General features: G+C 66.5%; 18 protein-coding genes. 14 read left to right on the plus strand and 4 right to left on the minus strand.

All coding sequences use genetic code 11. The features are described from left to right. Both lnt and CKJ84_RS11570 read left to right on the plus strand, forming a co-directional pair. Positions 1–1,010 (plus strand): apolipoprotein N-acyltransferase (lnt, locus tag CKJ84_RS11565; protein ID WP_143340374.1); only part of this gene is annotated, 1,010 nt, incomplete at its 5' end. A gap of 95 nt (positions 1,011–1,105) precedes the next feature. Beyond that, entirely contained in the window at positions 1,106–2,092 is a 987-nt protein-coding gene (locus tag CKJ84_RS11570) for a polyprenol monophosphomannose synthase (protein ID WP_095276638.1), read from the plus strand. A 67-nt stretch (positions 2,093–2,159) separates the two neighbouring features. On the opposite strand, the gene CKJ84_RS11575 is transcribed toward CKJ84_RS11570, so the two are convergent. Continuing rightward, positions 2,160–2,531 (minus strand): RNA polymerase-binding protein RbpA, encoded by a 372-nt coding sequence (locus CKJ84_RS11575; RefSeq protein ID WP_095276641.1) that lies wholly within the window; start codon positions 2,529–2,531, stop codon positions 2,160–2,162. A 475-nt stretch (positions 2,532–3,006) separates the two neighbouring features. Between CKJ84_RS11575 and CKJ84_RS11585 the strand changes: the two genes are divergently transcribed. Then, the gene (locus CKJ84_RS11585) at positions 3,007–3,741 is read left to right on the plus strand and encodes a YceI family protein (RefSeq protein WP_095547057.1); all 735 of its coding nucleotides are present in this window, start codon (positions 3,007–3,009) and stop codon (positions 3,739–3,741) included. 112 nt (positions 3,742–3,853) lie between these two features. Here the strand turns inward: CKJ84_RS11585 and CKJ84_RS11590 are convergent, their stop codons facing one another. After that, positions 3,854–5,152, minus strand: coding sequence for a cyclopropane-fatty-acyl-phospholipid synthase family protein (locus CKJ84_RS11590; protein WP_233125701.1), 1,299 nt, complete (start codon positions 5,150–5,152; stop codon positions 3,854–3,856). 141 nt (positions 5,153–5,293) lie between these two features. On the opposite strand from CKJ84_RS11590, the gene CKJ84_RS11595 reads away from it, so the two are divergent. From CKJ84_RS11595 to CKJ84_RS11615, 5 genes are all read left to right on the plus strand, one after another. Then, the gene (locus CKJ84_RS11595; protein ID WP_095547059.1) at positions 5,294–6,694 is read left to right on the plus strand and encodes an NAD(P)/FAD-dependent oxidoreductase; all 1,401 of its coding nucleotides are present in this window, start codon (positions 5,294–5,296) and stop codon (positions 6,692–6,694) included. Between the two features lie 302 nt (positions 6,695–6,996). Continuing rightward, the gene (gene pflB / locus CKJ84_RS11600) at positions 6,997–9,108 is read left to right on the plus strand and encodes a formate C-acetyltransferase (protein ID WP_095547060.1); all 2,112 of its coding nucleotides are present in this window, start codon (positions 6,997–6,999) and stop codon (positions 9,106–9,108) included. A gap of 92 nt (positions 9,109–9,200) precedes the next feature. Further along, the gene (grcA2, locus tag CKJ84_RS11605) at positions 9,201–9,452 is read left to right on the plus strand and encodes an autonomous glycyl radical cofactor GrcA2 (protein ID WP_095536570.1); all 252 of its coding nucleotides are present in this window, start codon (positions 9,201–9,203) and stop codon (positions 9,450–9,452) included. A gap of 94 nt (positions 9,453–9,546) precedes the next feature. After that, positions 9,547–10,422: a pyruvate formate-lyase-activating protein gene (pflA, locus tag CKJ84_RS11610; RefSeq protein WP_095276661.1), complete on the plus strand. Its 876-nt coding sequence runs from the start codon at positions 9,547–9,549 to the stop codon at positions 10,420–10,422. A gap of 160 nt (positions 10,423–10,582) precedes the next feature. Then, the gene (locus tag CKJ84_RS11615) at positions 10,583–11,656 is read left to right on the plus strand and encodes a magnesium and cobalt transport protein CorA (protein ID WP_095276664.1); all 1,074 of its coding nucleotides are present in this window, start codon (positions 10,583–10,585) and stop codon (positions 11,654–11,656) included. 3 nt (positions 11,657–11,659) lie between these two features. Here the strand turns inward: CKJ84_RS11615 and CKJ84_RS11620 are convergent, their stop codons facing one another. Then, positions 11,660–12,112, minus strand: a complete 453-nt coding sequence (locus CKJ84_RS11620) for a PaaI family thioesterase (RefSeq protein WP_095536568.1) — start codon at positions 12,110–12,112, stop codon at positions 11,660–11,662. A gap of 47 nt (positions 12,113–12,159) precedes the next feature. Between CKJ84_RS11620 and gndA the strand changes: the two genes are divergently transcribed. Then, positions 12,160–13,629: an NADP-dependent phosphogluconate dehydrogenase gene (gene gndA, locus CKJ84_RS11625; RefSeq protein WP_095547061.1), complete on the plus strand. Its 1,470-nt coding sequence runs from the start codon at positions 12,160–12,162 to the stop codon at positions 13,627–13,629. An 8-nt stretch (positions 13,630–13,637) separates the two neighbouring features. Here the strand turns inward: gndA and CKJ84_RS11630 are convergent, their stop codons facing one another. Next, positions 13,638–14,714, minus strand: coding sequence for an HNH endonuclease signature motif containing protein (locus CKJ84_RS11630; protein ID WP_158221706.1), 1,077 nt, complete (start codon positions 14,712–14,714; stop codon positions 13,638–13,640). Between the two features lie 147 nt (positions 14,715–14,861). Here CKJ84_RS11630 and CKJ84_RS11635 point away from each other — a divergent pair, with 147 nt between their 5' ends. From CKJ84_RS11635 to CKJ84_RS11655, 5 genes are all read left to right on the plus strand, one after another. Further along, entirely contained in the window at positions 14,862–16,154 is a 1,293-nt protein-coding gene (locus CKJ84_RS11635; protein ID WP_095547063.1) for a DEAD/DEAH box helicase, read from the plus strand. Between the two features lie 12 nt (positions 16,155–16,166). Beyond that, positions 16,167–17,561: a hemolysin family protein gene (locus tag CKJ84_RS11640; protein WP_095536564.1), complete on the plus strand. Its 1,395-nt coding sequence runs from the start codon at positions 16,167–16,169 to the stop codon at positions 17,559–17,561. Further along, entirely contained in the window at positions 17,558–18,610 is a 1,053-nt protein-coding gene (locus CKJ84_RS11645) for a hemolysin family protein (protein ID WP_095547064.1), read from the plus strand. Before CKJ84_RS11640 ends, CKJ84_RS11645 begins: the two co-directional genes overlap by 4 nt. Continuing rightward, positions 18,597–19,472, plus strand: a complete 876-nt coding sequence (locus tag CKJ84_RS11650) for a 3-methyladenine DNA glycosylase (protein ID WP_095547065.1) — start codon at positions 18,597–18,599, stop codon at positions 19,470–19,472. Before CKJ84_RS11645 ends, CKJ84_RS11650 begins: the two co-directional genes overlap by 14 nt. 65 nt (positions 19,473–19,537) lie before the next feature. Beyond that, positions 19,538–20,998: a vWA domain-containing protein gene (locus CKJ84_RS11655; protein ID WP_095547066.1), complete on the plus strand. Its 1,461-nt coding sequence runs from the start codon at positions 19,538–19,540 to the stop codon at positions 20,996–20,998. Positions 20,999–21,012: the final 14 nt, after the last annotated feature.

Genomic DNA, 21,012 nt, shown 5'->3' on the forward strand with positions numbered 1-21,012 from the left:
CCCGCGGGCGCGCACGCGCTGCGGGCGGAGTCGCGGTCGTGGCGCCGCTGGTCTTGGGGCTGGCGGCGTCGGCTGCGGTCAACACGCCAGCCCACGAGGTTGGGACGGCCCGCGCGGCGACAGTGCAGGGCAACGTCCCGCGGCTCGGGCTGGATTTCAACGCGCAGCGCCGCGCGGTGCTGAGCAATCACGTGGAGGAGACCAAGCGGCTGGCGCAGGACGCGAAGGATCAAGGACAGCCGCTTGACCTGGTGATCTGGCCGGAGAACGCCTCGGACGTCAACCCGTTTACGGACCCGGAAGCGGGCGCGCTGGTCAAGGAGGCCGCTGCGGCCGTCGGCGTCCCCGTCCTGGTGGGCACGCTCACGCGCGACCAGGTGGGGGAGCGCAACACCATGGTGGTCATCAACCCGGACGGCTCGGTGGGCGAGCGGCACAACAAACGCTTCCTCCAGCCGTTTGGCGAGTACATGCCCATGCGCGACTTCTTCCGCAACTTCTCCGACATGGTGGATCTGGCCGGGGACTTCAAGCCCGGCGATGGCCCGGGCGTGGTCCGGATGGGAACGACGGTCGTCGGCGTGGCCACGTGCTACGAGGTCGCGGAGGACCCGGCTTACCGCATGGCGGTGCGCAACGGCGCGCAGCTGCTGGCCACCCCGACGAACAACGCGACCTTCGGCTTCACCGACATGACCTACCAGCAGCTGGCCATGAGCCGCATGCGCGCGATCGAGACCGACCGCGCCGTGGTCGTCGCCGCGACCTCCGGGGTCTCTGCGATCGTGCACCCAAACGGTTCCGTCTCCCAACAAAGCGAGATTTTCCAGGCCGCGCACCTGCAGGAGGAGCTCCCGCTCAAGGACTCCATCACCCCAGCCGTGCGGTTCGGCCAGTGGCTAGAGTGGCTGTTAGTACTCGGCGGTGCCGCGGTCGCGCTCGGTGCCGTGGCGCGCCCGAAGCGCGAGTATGCTGCTAAGAGTCCCGCGGAGAAGGAGCGCATGGCTTAGCGACGCCCACGCGGCCCCACCACAGGCCCGCACCCACTTCCGCGAACCGAAACGAATACCCAACAAGACGTATCTGCAAAAGGAGTCAATCGCCCATGGCGAACGCAACGCTGGTGATCATCCCCACCTACAACGAGCTGGAGAACATCCCGCTGATTACGGAGCGCGTACTGACGGCGAACCCGGAGGTCGACCTACTGATCGTGGACGATAACTCTCCGGACGGCACCGGCGACAAGGCTGATGAGCTGGCGGCGAAGCACGATGAGGTCCACGTCCTGCACCGCGCTGGCAAGGAGGGCCTGCTCGCCGCCTACCGCGCCGGCTTCCGCTGGGGCTTGGAGCGTGACTACGCCGTGCTGTGCCAGATGGACGCGGACGGCTCCCACAAGCCGGAGGAGCTGCCGCGACTGCTCACCGCGATTGAGCGCGGCGGCGACCTGGTGATCGGCTCCCGCTACGTCGAGGGCGGCGAGGCGAAGAACTGGCCCCGCCAGCGCTACCTGCTGTCCAAGCTGGGCAACCAGTACATCTCGCTGGCGCTCGGTGACGACGTCGCCGATATGACCGCCGGCTACCGCGCGTTCCGCCGCGAGGTCCTCGAGGCCATCGACCTGGACGCGCTGTCCAACAAGGGCTACATCTTCCAGGTGGACCTGGCGCACAAGGTCATCGACGCCGGCTTCGACGTGCGCGAGGTACCCATTACTTTTGAGGACCGCACGCTGGGCGAGTCCAAGCTGGACGCGAGCTTCGCCGGCCAGTCCCTCGTCGAGGTGACGAAGTGGGGCGTGAAGGAGAAGTCCTGGAAGGTCAGCGAGATGGCCAAGGAGGGCGGCAAGCTGCTTCAGTACGAGTTTGATAACTCGAAGCTCTCCCGCCTCGGCGCGAAGGCCGACCAGCTGCCGGAGCAGGTGGTCAACATGATCGCCGAGGGCGCGAAGCTGGGCAACTACGAGCTGAACAACAGCCCCCTGCGCAAGGTACCGGGCAAGGTCACCGACATGGTGAGCCAGGCGACTGAGATGATCAGCGAGGGCCTCGGTCTCGTGCGCTACGAGGCGACCAAGAAGCAGCGCTAAGCACCAACGACCAACGGCCCGGACCACAGTGGACTCACTGTGCCGGGCCGTTGCGTATGTTCGGGGCTTACTTCTCGCCCTGCTGCTCCTTTGCCAGTCGCGCGGCGGCGCGGCGGCGCTTGCGCAGGTGCTCGAGGCGCTCCTCGAGCAGGACGTCAAGCTCCTCGATGCTGCGGCGCTCGCGCAGCATGTCCCAGTGGGTGCGCGGCGGCTTGGCCGGCTTGGACTCCACGCCCTCGCCCTCAATCAGCGTGCCGAGCTGGCCGTTCTTGCACATCCACTCCTCGGGGATCTCCGCATCATCAGCGAAGGGGACCTCAAAAACCTCCCCGTCGGGGGTACGGTACTTTGCCATCTGGCGCGGGGCCAGGTCGTGGTCCCTGTCGGTTTCGTAGCTCACTGCACCCATGCGGCTTCCACGGAGCACACGATCAGCCATGCTGTATCAATCCCTTCATTGCGAGTCACTGCAAGCCATTGCAAGCATTCCCAGTCGATACAGTATAACGGTCAACCTGCCCGCATTGTTCCCGCGGATGGGGTTTGGCGCGGCGCGTGTATTAGGCTTGCCGTGTGGCTAGCGAAGGAAAGCAGGCGCCCACGTGCGCGTGGTGCGGAGGGCAGATGCCCGAGCAGCAGGGTAGGGGCCGCCGGAGGAAGTTCTGTAGCGCCTCGTGCAAGCAGCGCGCGTACGAGCAGCGGCACTCGCTCTCCGGCACCCAAATCCCTGCGGACGCAGTCATCCTCTCGCCGAAAAAGGTTGCGGACCTGCGCGATCAGCTATACCAGCTGCGGTGCGCGGCGGAGGACGTCCAGACCGCAGCAAGCGAGGGCGCGACCCCAGAGGAATTACGTCACTTGTGTGACGAAATGGTGAATCTGTCCCACAGTATCGAGAGGTTAAGGTAACAGGCATGCACAACGGCACTGAAGCTGGCAAAGGTTTCGACGAGGCCGCGCTCAAGCGACGGCGGACGCTGCTCATCGTCGCCGGGTCGATCATCGTGGTCATCCTGCTTGCGGTCGCGTTCGTCCCACTCGCGCTCGGGGGGCTATTTGGAAACGGCGTGAAGACCGAAGGTATTGATGAGTCGCGCCTCAAAGCCGCCGATACGCCTCTCGACGGCCACTGGGAAGTCTCGTCACGCCCGGGCCCAAACGGCTCGTCGGCGGGCTTTACGTTCTTTGAGATCCTCCCGGGCCAAGAGAAGGTCACCTCGGGCTCGACGGAGGGCGTGAGCGGCTCGGCGGACATTGAGGCCGGCACGCTCACTGCCGGCGAGATCACCGTCGACATGACCAACCTGACGAGCGATAGCGACGTCCGCGATTCCAACGTCCGCCGCAAGATCCTACACACGGACCAGTTCCCGGAGGCGACGTTCCGCGTCACGGAGCCGGCGGACGTATCCCAGGTGCCGGATGACGGCTCCGTGGCCAAGGTGGAGCTCACCGGCGAGATGACCATCCACGGCGAGACAAACACGGTGACGCACGAGTTCGACGTCGCGCGCTCCGGCTCGTCGCTGATCGTCGCGGGCGATGTCCCGATCAACCGGGCGGATTACGGCGTCGAGTCGCCGGAGTTCGTGGCGGCCAAGATTGACGAGCAGGGCGAGGTCAACATCCGCCTCAACATGCACCAGTAGCCGTCCTATATTACGTCACTTGACGTAATATATATGCGTATTTGTCCGATAATGTACATTATGTCAACTAACGCGCGGGCCCACGCTTCTCGACGCCACCACGCCCCTCCATCTACCGCCGCCCCCGCCGGTTCCGCGCCGTGAGCGTCAGTTGCGTGAGATCAATCATCCGCAGCTCCGCGAGCGCCTGGCGCAGCGCGAGCTGCCACACCCACAGCCGCCGATACACCGGATCGAACCCGTCCGCGGCTGCGTCGCGCAGGTGCGAATCGAAGGTCGCACGCTGCAACCCCAGCGACGTCGCCAGGTGCTGTGGCGCGTGCGTCTCCGCGATGATGCGCAGCCCGGTCTTGCGGTCCACGATCCGCGCCAACGTCTCCGTGGATACGTAGCTCAGGCCCGGCCACACGTACGCCCTCAACGAAGCCAACGCCGCCCGCGCCGCCTTATTCATCTCCGGCCCTGCCACGATCGTCTGGATCGCCACCTTGCCACCCGGCGCAACCGCAGACCCGAGCTGCGTGAGAAACTCGGCTTTGTCGTCGTCGCTCAGCGTCTCGAGGTGCTCGAGCGACACCGCCGCGTCGTACCCGCGCCCGAGCCGCTTGACCCTGACCTGACCCGGTACGCCCGCGAACGTGAACTGCTCGCGCAGCGCGTCCGCGGACTCCGGCGAATTGGTCACGCACTCGACCTTGGCCCCGGCCGCCAGCGTGACCGCAGGCCCGGACGCCGGATACTCCAGCACGCGGGACAGGTCGCGCACGCCCGCCGCCTGCAGGAGCATTGCTACGGATCGCGCCTGCGCGTCCGCCAAATCCGAGCGGGTCGTCCCCTCGTCCTGGGGCGCGGCGATCTCGGTCACGTCCACGAAGTGTCGCGCAGGCTCGTTGCCATGCCCCGCGCCACGCGCGTACGACTTCACGCGCACCCGCTCCCGCGTCGGCACGCCGGTGGCGAAGTGGCCCTGGAACGGGCTCACGCCGTCGCCCGCGTAGTGCTGAATCAGGCTGGGCGGCACTTCCCCGCTCTCGTGCGACCTCGCCGGCGCGACGCGCAGCGTAGACGGCACGTAGCCGGACTGGACGAGCTTGCGCAGCACCTGCACGAGCCGCTCAGAGTCCGGCGTGTGCCACTCCCCGGCCAAGTACCCCTCGGCCAGCCCGACCCACCCGTTGGCGGCGACGCGCTGGAACACCTCGGCGTAATCCACCACGACGTCCGGGGCAGCCCCGTCGACGCGGATGCCGGCGTTGGCGCACGCCGCCGCAAAGCGCGCCTCCGCCCGGCCCGCCCGCCACCTATCGAGTCGCCCTCCGGGGACTGCGGCCACGCTTGGCCACGCGGTGGCGTCGATAATTGCCAAATGCTCGGGTACGCTGGACGCGTTCATGTCGTGTGGGGAGGTCACTCGGCTGATGGTAGCGGGTGCGCGCCGGATCCCGGCGATGCCACGTCGGCACCCGCCTGTGGAGCTTCAGGGAATTCGGCGTAGTATGTGCAGGGGAAATTTCCAGACTTGTCTTTAAATTAGGTACAAGGAGTCTTACCTATGACAGAAGCGCCGTACCGTCCCGCAGGCAACCGCCACCACGTCGTCATTATTGGCGCTGGTTTCGGTGGCCTGTTCGCCGCCCGTGAGCTCGCGGATGCGGACGTGGACATTACGCTGATCAACCGCACGAACTACCACCTCTTCGCCCCGCTGCTCTACCAGGTGGCAACCGGCCTGCTTTCCAGCGGTGAGATTGCCACCTCGGTCCGCCAGATCCTCGCGGGCCAGGACAACGTGAGCGTCGTACGTGGCGACGTCACCGACGTCAACGTTGAGGGCCAGACCGTTACCGCCAACGAGGGCGCGTTCACCAGCACCTACGCGTACGACTCCCTCGTCGTCGCCGCGGGCGCCGGCCAGTCCTACTTTGGCAACGACCAGTTCGCCGAGTTCGCTCCCGGCCTGAAGACCGTGGACAACGCCCTCGAGATCCGCGCCCGCCTCGTCTCCGCCTTCGAGCGCGCAGAGCTCGCCGAGACCGAGGAAGAGCGCAATGAGCTGCTCACCTTCGTCATCGTCGGCGCAGGCCCGACCGGCGTCGAGCTGGCTGGCCAGGTAGCCGAGATGGCCCACCGCTCCTTCAAGGGCCAGTTCAAGAACTTCGTTCCGTCGCAAGCAAAGATCGTGCTTATCGACGGCATGCCGCAGGTCCTCCCGCCATTTGGGAAGCGCCTGGGCAAGAAGGCGCAGCGCGAGCTGGAGCGCAAGGGCGTCACCGTCGTCCTCAACGCCCTGGTTTCCAACGTGGATGCCGGCAGCGTCACCTACAAGGACACCAATTCCGGCGAGGAGACGACGCTGCGCGCGGCGACCAAGATCTGGTCCGCAGGCGTGCAGGCGTCCCCGCTGGGCAAGCAGATCGCCGAGCAGGTCGGCGTCGAGGCAGAGCGCAACGGCAAGGTTCCGGTCAACGCGGACCTCACCGTGGGCGACAAGGACAACGTGTTCATCATCGGCGACATGATGAACCGCAACCGCCTCCCCGGCGTTGCTCAGGTGGCGATTCAGTCCGGCGAGTACGTCGGTCGGATCATCAAGGAGCAGGTCGAGCACGACGTTGCGCCGACCGCCCGCGACGAGTTCGAGTACTTTGACAAGGGCTCTATGGCGATCGTCTCCCGCTACAACGCCGTGGTAAAGATGGGCAAGGTCGAGGTCGCAGGCTTCCTCGGCTGGATGATGTGGCTGGCAGTCCACGTCTCCTTCCTCGTCGGCGTGCGCAACCGCCTGGTGTCCATGTACACCTGGACCAACAACGCGCTCACCCCGAACCGCTACAACCTCGCCACCACGCTGCAGCAGCAGCACGGCCGCAACGCGCTGGACAAGCTGCGCGCCAACGTCGACGGCGCTGAGGACACCTTTGAAGAGGTTCGCGATACCAACGGCGAAAACTAAGCACTCCCCCCGTCGGGTGCAGTAGCGTACCCCCGCCTACACCCGCGATTCGAGGCCCGGTCCACACGACCGGGCCTTTTGCTGTGTCGGCGGGGGTAATTCACCCCCGGTGGCCAAGGTCACACGGTTGAAAGTAACGGGTTCGCAATGGTCTCACCTTATAATTGGGACACAACGATGGTAGCGCTTCAAATCATCGGCCGGAACGACTTCCGGTGGCAGATGTTGAACGGGAACCTGGGAAAGTGCTAGCGCGTCCCCATCGTGGAAAACCCTCGAGACTAGAAGGATCGTTTTTCAAAGTGACTGCTACAACTGCTGCATCGCAGAACACCGCATGGGACGGCTTTGCCGAAGGCCCGTGGACCGACGAGATCAATGTTCGCGATTTCGTCCAGCGCAACTACACCCCCTTCGACGGCGATGCATCGTTCCTCGCCGGCCCGACGGAAAAGACCCTCCGCGTTTGGGACACGCTGGACAAGAAGTACCTCTCCGTCGAGCGCGAGCGTCGCGTCTTCGACGTTGACACCGAGACCCCGGCAGACATCGACGCCTTCCCCGCCGGCTACATCTCTGAAGACGACAACGTGATCGTCGGCCTGCAGACCGACGTCCCGACCAAGCGCGCGATGATGCCGAACGGTGGCTGGCGCATGGTCGAGCAGGCCATCAAGGAGGCCGGCAAAGAGGTCAACCCGGACGTGAAGAAGATCTTCACCTCCTACCGCAAGACCCACAACGACGCTGTCTTTGACATCTACACCCCGCGCATCCGCGCAGCTCGCTCCTCCCACATCGTCACCGGTCTGCCCGACGCATACGGCCGCGGCCGCATCATCGGTGACTACCGCCGCGTCGCTCTCTACGGCGTGGACAAGCTCATCGAGGACAAGCTCGCCGCCAAGGACGCTTCCCTGGACAAGGGCTTCTCCGAGCACTGGGCACGCTACCGCGAGGAGCACGCTGAGCAGATCAAGGCGCTGAAGAAGTTGAAGAAGATGGCAGCCGATTACGGCTTCGACATCTCCGGCCCGGCGACCAACGCTCACGAGGCCGTGCAGTGGACCTACTTCGGCTACCTCGCCTCCGTGAAGAGCCAGGACGGTGCCGCAATGTCCATCGGCCGCCTCTCCCCCTTCTTCGACATCTACTTCGAGCGCGACCTGGCCAACGGCACGCTGACCGAGGAAGACGCACAGGAGATTATTGACGCCCTGGTGCTCAAGCTCCGCATCGTCCGCTTCCTGCGCACCGAGGACTACGACCAGATCTTCTCCGGCGACCCGTACTGGGCAACCTGGTCCGACGCTGGCTTCTCCTCCGACGGCCGCCACCAGGTCACCAAGACCTCGTTCCGCCTCCTGCAGACCCTGCGCAACCTGGGCCCGGCACCGGAGCCGAACATCACCATCTTCTGGGACCCGGCGCTTCCGGAGGGCTACAAGGAGTTCTGCTCCGCCATCTCCATCGAGACCTCCTCCATCCAGTACGAGTCTGACAAGCAGATTCGTGACCAGTGGGGCGACGACGCCGCCATCGCATGCTGCGTCTCCCCGATGCCGGTGGGCAAGCAGATGCAGTTCTTCGGCGCCCGCGTCAACGCGGCGAAGTCCCTCCTGTACGCCATCAACGGCGGCCGCGACGAGGTCACCGGCAAGCAGGTCACCGAGGGCCACACCCCGATCACCGGCGACGGCCCGCTGGACTTCGACGAGGTCTGGCAGAAGTACGAGGAGATGCTGGATTGGGTTGTCGGCACCTACGTCGAGGCCCTGAACATCATCCACTACTGCCACGACAAGTACGCGTACGAGGCCGTCGAGATGGCGCTGCACGACTCCGACATCGTTCGCACCATGGGCTGCGGCATCGCCGGCCTGTCCATCGTCGCCGACTCGCTGTCCGCCATCAAGTACGCGAAGGTCACGCCGATTCGCGACGAATCCGGCCTGGTCGTCGACTACAAGACCGAGGGCGAGTTCCCGTTCTACGGCAACGACGACGACCGCGCTGACGACATCGCCGCCACCGTGGTCCACACCGTGATGCAGAAGATCAAAGAGATCCCGATGTACCGCGACGCGATCCCGACCCAGTCCGTCCTGACCATCACTTCCAACGTGGTCTACGGCAAGGCCACCGGTTCGTTCCCGTCCGGGCACAAGGCCGGCACCCCGTTCGCACCGGGCGCAAACCCGGAGAACGGCGCCGACAACCACGGCATGGTCGCCTCCATGCTGTCCGTGGGTAAGCTCGACTACAACGACGCGCTGGACGGCATCTCGCTGACCAACACGATCACCCCGTCCGGCCTCGGCCGCAACAAGGACGAGCAGGTCAAGAACCTGGTCGGCGTCCTCGACGCGGGCTTCATCATGGACAACGCGGACGCAGAGATCCACCCGGCATAACCCGGGCCCGCCCGGTCGGCCCACCCGCCGACCGGCAACGGACAACTCAATACCCCACCAATCACCACTTCCCCGAAAAGGAGCACACCACAATGTCTACCCACACCTTCGAAGACCGTATGGCGTCCATGAAGGCCTCCCGCGAGGCCAACAACATGAACTCCGGTCTGTACCACGCCAACATCAACGTGCTGGACCAGAACACCCTCGAGGACGCGATGGAGCACCCGGAGAACTACCCGAACCTGACGGTTCGCGTGTCCGGCTACGCGGTGAACTTTGTCAAGCTCACCAAGGAGCAGCAGCGCGACGTGATCTCGCGCACCTTCCACCGCGGCGCATAACCAGCGGCGTAACCAGGACGTAGCGCCCCACTGACTCGCCCTTCGGGGTGGGCGGTGGGGCGCGTCGATAAGCACACAGCACAGGAGGCCAGCCATGGCGCAAGATGGCACAACCGGCGTAGTCACACTCGAACCCCAGCAGGGCGAACGCATCAGAGGCGTCGCCGCGGGCCTTGGCGGCACCGCCGACGCCGACATGGAAATCACCCGACCCGAGCTGCTCGAGGCGCGGCGCACCGGCGACATCGGGCTCGTCCACTCGTGGGAGCTCGTCACCGCCGTCGACGGCCCCGGCACCCGCATGACCATCTTCCTGTCCGGCTGCCCCCTGCGCTGCCTGTACTGCCACAACCCCGACACGATGGAGATGAAGGAAGGCACCCTCGAATCCGTCGAGTCTGTGGCGAACCGCGTGAAGCGCTACAAGCGCATCTTCGACGCCACCGGCGGCGGCCTCACCCTCTCCGGCGGCGAGCCGCTGTTCCAGATCGCGTTCACGCGCCGCCTGCTGAAGATGGTGCACTCCGCGGGCATCCACACCACGATCGACACCTCCGGCTACCTGGGCGCGCGTCTGCGCGACGAGGACCTGGACAACATCGACCTGTTCCTCCTCGACGTGAAGTCCGGCGACGAGGAGACGTACCAGCGCGTGACCAAGCGCCAGCTGCAGCCCACCATCGACTTCGGCGACCGCCTCAGTGAGAAGGGCAAGCGCGTCTGGATCCGCTTCGTCGTCGTGCCCGGCTACACGGACTCCGAGGAGAACGTGAACAACGTCGCCGACATCGTCGCCCGCTGGACCAACAACGTCGAGCGCGTCGAGGTCCTCCCCTTCCACAACATGGGCGCCGACAAGTGGAAGAAGATCGGTATGCCGTACGAGCTCGACGACGTCACTCCGCCGTCGCCCGAGCACGTCGAGCACATCCGCGACATCTTCCGCTCGCGCGGCCTCGAGGTTCACTAGCGCCCCGGGCTCGTCGCTTATCGACGCCACGTCTTCCCCTCCGCCGCGAGTTCGCGCTTGCGCGGAGGGCGTAGTATTTTTTAAGGGCTTCGCTTCGGCCAAGCCACGATCTGCCCGTTGCAACCGGCCCGGCCGGTTCGTCACACGAAGGGAGGCTGCTATGCCGCCTCGGATTCCACTTCCACGTCAACGGCCGAAGAAGAACTTCGCACCAGTTGCTCAACACGTCCCGGTGCCGATAGAACGCTCGATTGATTTCTGCCGCATCTTCGTCGACGGCAAGCGCCAGCCCGGCAACGCGCGGGTGGCGCAGGCGCTCGAGCGCGTTAACCAGCATGACAACGCCTTCGTGTGGCTGTCGCTCAAGGAGCCCACGACGACGCAGATGGAGCGCATCGCGGAGCTCTTCGACCTGCACGACCTCATCGTCGATGACGTCATCGACGCCCACCAGCGCCCTAAAGTGGAGCGCTACGACGACCAGCTCTTCCTGGTCATCCGCACCGTCTACTACCGCGACGACGAAGAGGTCTCCGACGCCCGCGAGATCATTTCCACCGGCGAGGTGCAGATCGTGGTCGGCCCCAACTTCGCCATCACGATCCGCCACAACGCGCCCCTCCCCGACCTGACCGGCCAGCTGGAGGAGGACGAGGAGCTTGCCATCCTCGGCCCCGCGGCCGTGGCGTGGAAGGTCTCCGACTACGCGGTGGACAACCACCTGCGCGTCGCCCAGGCGCTGAGCATCGACGTCGACGACCTGGAAAACGAGGTGTTCACTCCGCGGCGCGACATCAACATCGACAAGATTTACATGTACAAGCGTGAGGTTTTGGAGATGCGGCACGCCATTGACCCGCTCGCGCCGGCGCTGAAAAACAGCCTTGTCAGTCACAAGGACTTGCTCCGCAAAACGCTGCGTTCGTACTTCCGCGACGTCGTCGACAACGCGACCATCGCCAGCGACCACCTCTTCGGCTTCGACGAGCGCCTCTCGTCGCTTCTCGACGCCTCCGTGGCCAAAGTCAGCATGCAGCAAAACAGCGACATGCGCACCATCTCCGCCGTCGTCGGTATGGCCGCCGCCCCGACCATGATCGCCGGCATCTACGGCATGAACTTTGAGAACATGCCCGAGCTGAGCTGGGCGTACGGCTATCCGGTCGTGCTCATCGTCATGTTTGCGTCGATGGCCATCATGTACTGGTGGTTTAGGCGAAATAACTGGCTGTAGGTGTTACGTGGCGTCGACAAGCATGAGCTTAAGGTTCGTCACCGCAACCAGCTTGTCGCCGTTTCGCTGCTCCACGCGCCACAGGTGCGTGCGCTTACCGGTGTGCACCGGGCGCGCGACCGCTTCGATCCGCCCGCCGGAAACGCCGCCCAGCAGGTCGGTGTAGTTACTCATCCCTAGCGCCGGGCGGCCCGCCGCCGCGATCGCCGCCATCGAGCCGATCGTTTCGCCTATCGACGCATACACGCCCCCATTCACCACACCCGTGAGCTGCAAGTGCTGCGGCCCCACTTCGACGTAGCCCTCGGTGCGCTCCGCCGAACACGCGGTGATGACGAGCCCGATGTGCGGGCCGAACCCGATGTCGTGCGCGTTGAGGTCGCGCAGCTCGTCCGCGCTCAGCGGCTCGACCAGCGGCTCTCTGGCAAAGCGGCTGCGGTAATCGTGCGTCTCCATGTGCACACTGTACCGCCCGCCCGAACGCGGCGCGTAGAATCGAGCGCATGACTGATGCATCCCCCGCTACCGGACTCGCCCAGATCGGCGTCGTTGGCATGGCCGTCATGGGCTCCAACCTCGCCCGCAACTTCGCCTCCAAGGGCCACACGGTGGCCATCTATAACCGCTCGCCGGAAAAGACGCGCGCCGTCATGGCTGAGCACGGCGCCGAAGGGAATTTCGTCCCCTCGGAGACCATCGAAGATTTCGTGGCTTCCCTCGAGCGCCCGCGCAAGGCCATCATCATGGTCCAGGCTGGCGCCGCGACCGATACGGTGATCGACCAGCTCGCAACCGCGATGGATGACGGAGACATCATTATCGATGGCGGCAACTCTCTGTTCACCGACACGATCCGCCGCGAGAAGGAGGTCGCCGCGCGCGGCCGCCACTTCGTCGGCGCCGGCATCTCCGGCGGCGAGGAGGGAGCGCTGCGCGGCCCGTCGATTATGCCCGGCGGCCCGAAGGAATCCTGGGAGACGCTCGGTCCCCTGCTCGAGGACATTTCCGCGAAGGTCGACGGCTCCCCGTGCGTCACCCACATCGGCCCCGACGGCGCCGGCCACTTTGTCAAGATGGTCCACAACGGCATCGAGTACGCCGACATGCAGGTGATCGGCGAGGCCTACCATCTCCTCCGCTACGGCGCCGGCCTCACGCCCGCCGAGCTTGCGGACATCTTCAGCACCTGGAACGAGGGCGACCTGGACTCCTACCTCATCGAGATCACCGCCGAGGTGCTGCGTCAGACCGACGCGAAGACGGGCAAGCCGTTCATCGACGTCATCCTGGACGCCGCCGGCCAAAAGGGCACCGGCCGCTGGACCGTCAAGGAGGCGCTCGACCTCGGTGTGCCGGTCACGGGGATCGGCGAGGCGGTGTTTGCGCGCGCGTTGTCGTCGGCAATTGCCCAGCGCGAGGCCGCCCAGCGCATCGGGCTGCCCGCTGGCGAGGTGACCACGCTCGATGACCTCGGCGTGGACAAGGACGCCTTCGTCGAGGACGTGCGCCGCGCGCTCTACGCCTCCAAGCTCGTCGCGTACGCGCAGGGTTTCGACGAGATCAACGCCGGTTCGCAGGAGTACGGCTGGGATCTCGAGCCGGGCGCGCTCGCGCGCATCTGGCGCGGCGGCTGCATCATCCGCGCGAAGTTCCTCAACCGCATCACCGAGGCCTACGAGAACGACCCCAAGCTGCCCTCCCTGCTGCTCGACCCGTACTTCAAGCAGGAGCTCGAGGGCGGGCTTATCGACGCCTGGCGCCGCGTCGTCATCACCGCCACCCAACTCGGCCTGCCGGTCCCGGTCTTCGCGTCGTCGCTGTCGTACTACGACTCGCTGCGCTCGAACCGCCTCCCGGCAGCGCTGATCCAGGGCCAGCGCGACTTCTTCGGCGCGCACACCTACAAGCGCGTCGACATGGACGGCACCTACCACACCACGTGGTCGGGAAGCCGCGAAGAAATCGACGCGTAAGCAAAAACCTACTTATCGGGCGGGCCGGTAGCCGCTGTGGTGGCCAACCGTTTTGCGCGCACCCACGGATCGCCGTGGTTTCTGCCCCGGGGCGTGACGTAGCCTCCGGGGCTTTGCCATACGATCTGCCCGTCGACGCGCTCCATCCGGCCGCGGTGCGGGCGGCCGTTTTGCCGATTGTGGTACGTGCACAACCAGCAGAGATTGTCAATCGTCGTCGTCCCGCCTTTCGACCACTCGTGGATGTGGTGCGCCTCCGAGAAGTCCGCGGGCTGGTTGCAGTCTTTCCACGCGCAGGTGGGCGCATCCGCGCTCATGAGGAGGCGCAGCTCGCGGGAAGCGTGGCGCAGCGTGGTGCCGTAGAGGTTGATCGGCCCGTCGGTTGGCGAGATCAACGCGATGTACCCAGACTCCCGCAGCTTCCGGTTGATCAGCTCCGCGCCGGTGAGCCATTCGCCGTTGGTGAGCTGCACCTCGATCTCGTCGGTGCGCTCGGGGTGCTTGCGCCACTGCGCAAAGTCGCCGATGTCCATGTTGAGCACCGTGGTCAACGCCGCCGCGGGGGCCGCGGTCGCGCCTCCGCCCTTCGCCCAGCCCGCCGGGTCGCCCTTCGCCGCCTCAAACAGCGGCAGCACGTCGCTGGTGCGCGCGGTGAGGTGCATGGTGGACCAGCCCTGGTCGTGGAACGTGATGGTCGCCTTCGGCTCCCGCGGCCGCGCCGGCTGCAGTTCCTTCTTCAACGCCCTGGCCCGCCGTGTGATCGCGCGGAGGTCGCCGCGCGTTTCGCACAACTTGGTGCGGTATTTCCACCGGTCCGCGTCTGTCTCCAAGCTTCTCGACGACCGCGCAATAAACGCCAGCGTCTCCAACCGGTGCTGATTTTCGCGCGCCGCCGCGACGCACGCGTCCTGCGCCCGGCGGTTGCGCACCTGCCCGAAGTAGACCTCGGCCGCGCCCACCAGTTGTTCGGCGCGATCGCGCTCCATCCCGCGGTCGACCAGCGCGTCGACGCTCGACTCCGCCGCATCGGCGATGATGGCAATGCCGTTGCGGTCGTGGTGGATGAGGGCGTCGATAAGCGTCATGCCCCAGAGCATAGCCGCACCACAACGCGCTGACCAGCGTAAACGGCAAAGTGTGAGAAGTCTTCCAAAACCTGACGCGGAGGGAACCGCAGGCCCGCCGCGTGCGTCTAATAGGGTTTGGGGTTTTCGCGCGCTAAAGTGGTCGCAATGACATCGTCGACACCGTCTCCCACAACTTTCGCCGAACTCGGCCTGCCACAACCCGTGGTCACAGTGCTCACGCACCAGGGCATCGAGCACCCGTTCCCCATCCAGGAGGCGGCGATCCCGGACGCGCTCGCCGGCCGCGATGTCCTCGGCCGCGGCCCCACCGGATCCGGCAAAACATTCACGTTCGGCCTGCCCATCCTCGCCCGCCTCGCCGGCGCTCCCAGCCGCCCGGGCCACCCACGCGGCCTCGTGCTCGCGCCCACCCGAGAGCTCGCCGCGCAGATCCGCGAAAGGCTTGACGACGCCGCCGCAGCCCTCGGCCTCCGCATCCTCGAAGTCGTGGGCGGCGTCAACGTGAACAAGCACATCCGCGCACTTGCCGCCCCCGTCGACCTGCTCGTGGCCACGCCGGGGCGCGCGCAGGACCTCATCGACCAGAAGAAGCTCTCCCTCGACGCGGTGGAAATCACAGCGCTCGACGAGGCCGACCAGATGGCCGACATGGGCTTCCTCCCCCAGGTACGCAAGCTGCTCGACCGCACGCCCGAGAACGGGCAGCGGCTGCTGTTCTCGGCGACGCTTGACGGGGACGTCGAGAAGCTCGTGGCCCGCTACATGCACGACCCGGTGACGCACTCGACCGCGCCTGTCGAGGCGGCGGTGGACACGATGGAGCACGTCCGGCTGCTCGTCGGCGGCCGCGAGGAGCGCAACGAGATCGTCCTCCAGATCGCCGCTCGCGACGGCAAAACGATCATGTTCATGCGCACGAAGCACGGCGTGGACCGCCAGGTGAAGAAGCTGCGCCGCGTCGGCATCAACGCGCAGGGCCTGCACGGCGACAAGGGCCAGGGCGCGCGCACGCGGGCGATCGAGGGCTTCGGCGACGGTTCCACGCCCGTGCTCGTGGCCACAGACATCGCGGCGCGCGGCATCGACATCAACGACGTCTCGCTCGTCGTCCACGTCGACCCGCCCGCCGAGCACAAGGCGTACCTGCACCGCGCCGGGCGCACCGCCCGCGCGGGCACGTCCGGCACCGTCGTTACGCTCGTCATGGACGACCAACGCCAGGAAGTGGACAAGCTGCTCAAGAAGGCGGGTGTAGACGCGCGCGAGGTCCGCGTCACCCCGATGTCGGAAGCGTTAGTTAAGATCACGGGTGCACGCAAGCCGGAGGGCGCTCCCCTGCCGCCGCCCGGACAACCTGCGCGTGGGCGTCGACAAGCGAAGCCCTCCGGCCGCAACAAGCGGCGCGGGAGTCGAACACGAAGGAGTCACGGGCGCTAACGCGCAACAATAATGGACATACTCATATCCATCCTCTCCCTTGCGGGATTCATATTGCTCACCGCCTCAACGGGCCTGTTCGTGGCGATCGAGTTCGCTATGACCGGGCTGGAGCGCTCGGCGGTCGACGCGCACGTGAGGGAAAAGGGCGACAAGCGCGCCAAAGCCGTCGCGCGCGACCACGCCAACCTCTCGTTCGCGCTCTCGGGCGCGCAGCTCGGCATCACGCTCACCACCCTTGCATCCGGCTTCCTCGCGGAGCCGGTGCTGGGCAAGTACTTCGCCCCGCTGCTTGAGCTGGTGGGCTTGGACAAGGACGCATCCGGCGTCGTGGCGATGGTGCTCGCGCTAATCGTCGCGACGCTGCTATCCATGGTGTTCGGCGAGCTTGTGCCCAAGAACATCGCGATCACCAACCCGCTGGGCACCGCCCGGTTCGTGGTCCCGCCGGTCAACGCGTTCAACCGCTTTTTCCGCGGCTTCATCAATTTCCTGAACAGGTCGGCGAACTTCGTCGTGCGCAAGCTCGGTATGGAGCCGGCCGATGAGCTGGCGTCGGCGCGCTCCGGCCAGGAGCTGACCGCGATGGTGCGCAGCTCAGCCGAGGCGGGCGGCCTGGACGCCGAGACCGCCGCGGTGATCGACCGCTCGCTGCAGTTCGGCGACACCACCGCCGAGGAGGTCATGACGCCGCGCTCCACCATCGACGCGCTCGATGCCGACGACACCGTTGCCGACCTCATCGCCTTGGCGCGCCAGTCCGGCCACTCGCGCTTCCCGGTGCGCCGCGGCGACCTGGATGACACCGTCGGCGTGGTGCACATCAAAGACGCGTTCTCGGTGGACAAGGCCGACCGCGCCACCACGAAGCTGGCTTCTCTCGCCCGCGAGGTGCCGTTCGTGCCGGGCACGCTCGACGGCGATTCGGTGCTCAACCGGGTCCGCCAGGCCGGGTCGCAGGTCGTCCTCGTCGCCGACGAGTTCGGAGGCACGCAGGGCTTGGTCACCATCGAGGACGTCGTGGAGGAGATCCTCGGCGAGGTCTACGACGAGTACGACGACAAGGAGCAGGAACGCGACTTCCAGCGCATCGGCACCTCGTGGGAGGTTTCGGGGCTCGTGAGGCTTGACGACGTCACCGCCACCACCGGCTACACCGCGCCGGAAGGCCCGTACGAAACCCTCGGCGGCCTGATCATGTCCGTGCTGGGGCGGATCCCCAAGCTGGGCGACAAGGTCGTGCTGCCCAACGCCGCGGAGAACTTCCAGGAGGGGTTCGAATCCGGCGGCGCCGGAACGTGGGTCGGGCGCGTGTCCGCCATGGATGACCGCCGCGTGGACCGGGTGCTGCTCAGCCCCGTCTCCCCCGCGCAGGCTGAGGAAGTTGCTGGAGGTGAGCGTCGATGAGCATTTGGGTCGCAATTCTGCTGATCATTTTCCTCCTCGCGGCCAACGCGTTCTTTGTCGGCGCCGAGTTTGCGCTGGTGTCGTCGCGCCGCGACCGCCTTGAAAACTTACTCGCCCAGGGAAGGAAGGACGCAAAGGGCGTGCTCGACGCCACCGAGCACCTGTCGATCTACCTGGCGGGCGCGCAGTTCGGCATCACGATCGCCTCGCTGGTGTTGGGTAAGGTCGCCGAGCCGGCGATCGCGCACTACATCGAGGTGCCGTTCCTGGCGCTCAACCTGCCCGAGAACCTGCTGCACCCGGTGAGCTTCGCCATCGCGCTGGTGATCATCTCCTACCTGCACATCCTGCTTGGAGAGATGGTGCCAAAAAACATCGCAATCGCCGGCCCCGAAACCACGGCGATGTGGCTCACCGGCGCAATGACGGTGTGGATCAAGCTCACGCGCCCGGTCATTGAGCTGCTCAACTGGATCGCCCGCAAGACGCTTGCGGCGTTCGGCATCGTGCAGCGCGACGAACTGGATTCCACGGTCGACCAGGAGCAGCTCGCCAACATGATCCAGGAGTCGCGCGAGGAGGGCCTGCTCGACGCCGAGGAGACCGCCCGCCTGGCCAAGGCCCTGCGTTCCGAGACCCGCAATCTGAAGGAAGTGATGATCCGCCTGCCGGATCTGAAGACTATCACGCTGCAGCCGTCCGGCATCCGCCTCTCCGCCGTGGAGGAAGCGGTGCGCGATACGGGGTACTCCCGCTTCCCCGTCCAGACGGAGCCGGGCGTGCTGGTCGGCTACATCCACGTCAAGGACATCTTGGACCTCATGGAGTCCGACGACGCCGATCCCTTGGTGCCCAAGAAGCGCATCCGCCCCCTCTCCATCGTCGACGGTGCGCAGACGCTTGACGACGCCCTCACCTCCCTCCACCGGCGCTCCGCCCACATGGCACAGGTCCGGGACAACGGCGAGCTGGTCGGCGTGCTGGCGCTCGAGGACCTCATCGAGGAGTACGTGGGCACCGTCGCAGACTGGACGCATGAGGACGAGTAGCCCGGAGGTGCTCCAGCCGCGCGAGTACGAGGCGCTCATCGCGGCGCACGAGGCCCGCGCGGACCAGTGGATCACCCCGCACCTGGAGCGCCGCACGCACGGCGTCGCGCACCCGGTGTGGGACTTCCTCTTCGAGTACTACCCGCTCCGCCCCGCCCACCTGCGCCGTTGGCACCCGGGTGTGGGGCGCACGCTTGCCGACGCCACCGCCCTCCCCCACGCGACCTGGCGCGATTACCGCGTCAACGCCGATGGCACGGTTGGCGTGGACGTCGGGGCGTTTGTCGCCCACCGCGGGAGGGACGTGGAGGCGGTTGGGCGGGTGCTCGGGGGCGTCGAGAAGCGTCCCGCGCACTTTGACTGCTTCGGCCTGCACGAATGGGCAATGGTCTACCGAACGGACACCCCGCGCCACGCGTTGCCGCTGCGACTGGGGCGCGCCGGGACCGATGCTGTGGTTGAGGCGCATCAGCTCAAGTGCACGCACTTTGACGCGTACCGATTTTTCACGCCGCCGGCGCGCCCGCTGAACCTGACCGTGCTCACGCGCGAGGGGCAGGCGGCGAACGACCAGGCAGGCTGCGTGCACGTGGCGATGGACCTGTACAAGTGGGCGACCAAGCTCGGCCCGCTCGTCCCCGGCGAGCTGTTGCTGGACACGTTCGCGCTCGCGCGCGAGGCGCGGAGGCTGGACATGGAGGCCTCGCCGTACGACTGCCGCGAGCTCGGGTTTGGAGTCGTGCCGATCGAGACAGCTGAAGGCAAGGCGGAGTACGTCCGCCGGCAGCGGAAATTGGCGGAAGACGCCGCGCCACTGCGTCATCGGCTTGTCGCGCTCTTAGAACGCGTGCGGCACGGATAAGATTGCGGCAAGGCGCTACCTGCGCGCTGCGCATCCAAGCAGACTCGGCTGACAAGGCGGTATACATGGCACGGCATTCCAACGGTAAGAACAACTACAGGCTGTCCGGCGAGGCGTTGATTGCGCTGCTCGTGGTCCTGCTGCTCATCGCCGGGCTGCTGTGGTTCATCTTCGGTCGCGGTACCGACGCCGACGAGGCGCAGGGCGGCGGCGAGTGCGTCGCCGGCGACGTCCCGCTCCCGGTCGCAGCGTCGGACCACGCGGTCGCCGAGCAGCTGATGAAGACTTACCAGGAGAGCGCGCCCGTGGTCCGTGACCACTGCGTCAAGCCGCAGCTGGTGGACAACGTTGCGGATGCGGCGGTCTACCTCGCGCCGAACACGCCGGTCACGCAGCAGCAGCTGGCGAACGCGAAGCGCACCGCTGCCGTGTCGGAGCCGGCGATCGTGGCCAACCAGCCGGTCGGCCTGTCCGGAAAGGCCGAGGCGAAGCTTGACCAGGTCGGATTGGACAAGGTGCGCTTCGCAGCGAGCGACGAGCCGTCGGCGTCAGCCGTCGTCGCCGGGACGCTGGCGAAGGGCGACGACCAGGCGGCGGTGAAGGCGCTGACTGATCAGCGCGTCGACTCGCTCGACGGCTTCGACGGTGCTGACGACACTTTCCTCGCGACGTCCGAGAACGCCGTCCCCGAGGGCCTCACGTTCACCCCGATCGATGCCGCCGTGTCCTACGCGGCGATCCCGCTCAACGCGGCCGGCGACGTGACCGAGGACCAGTCGCGGGCGGGTCAAGACTTGGCGCGCTTCTCGGCCGACAAGTTCGATGGGCAGGACCCGCAGCAGCCCGTGATCGCTGAGATGGTCTGGGCGGCGGCGCTCCCCGAGGGTGGGGCCGCGCTTACCGACGGCACCGCAAACGACGGCGCCGACGCCGCCCACAGCGACGCGAAGGCGAGCGCGAAGAAGGACGCTCCGGAGTCCGATTCCGCGGCCGGCCAGGTGCAGAACACGCTGTTCCTGCTCGACACGTCGGATGGCATGGCACCGTACATCGAGCCGGCGAAGGACGCGGTCGGCGCAGCAGCAGGTGCGGTCGGCGAGCGGGGCAAGATGGTCGGCCTGTGGAACTACTCCTCGCCGCTCAACCCGGGCGTGACCCGCGGTTACCGCGACAACGTCGCCCTGACGGGCAACGCGGGCGACGTCGACCAGGCGGTGCACCGCTTCCTCACCGGCGGCGTTCCGCAGACCCGCGAGGCGGTCCTCGCCGCGGCGGGCGCCGCTGCGCAGTGGGGCGAGCCAGTGCGGATCGTCGTGCTGACCTCCGGCACCGCTGACGCCGGAAACGACGAGGAGTTTGCCAACGCGGTCAGGCCGTTCAACGACCAGGGCGTCGACGTCACGGTGGTGCACGTCGGCGGCGAGCCGCAGGACCAGGGGCTGCGCAATGTCGCGTCGTCCGACCAGCACGTCGATGGTGCCGAGGGGCTTACCGACGCCGTGAAGTCGGCCGCCGGCGTGAAGTAGGCGCGGGGACGCCC

The organism is Corynebacterium sp. NML 120412 (assembly GCF_002285155.1).
GTDB lineage: Bacteria > Actinomycetota > Actinomycetes > Mycobacteriales > Mycobacteriaceae > Corynebacterium > Corynebacterium gottingense.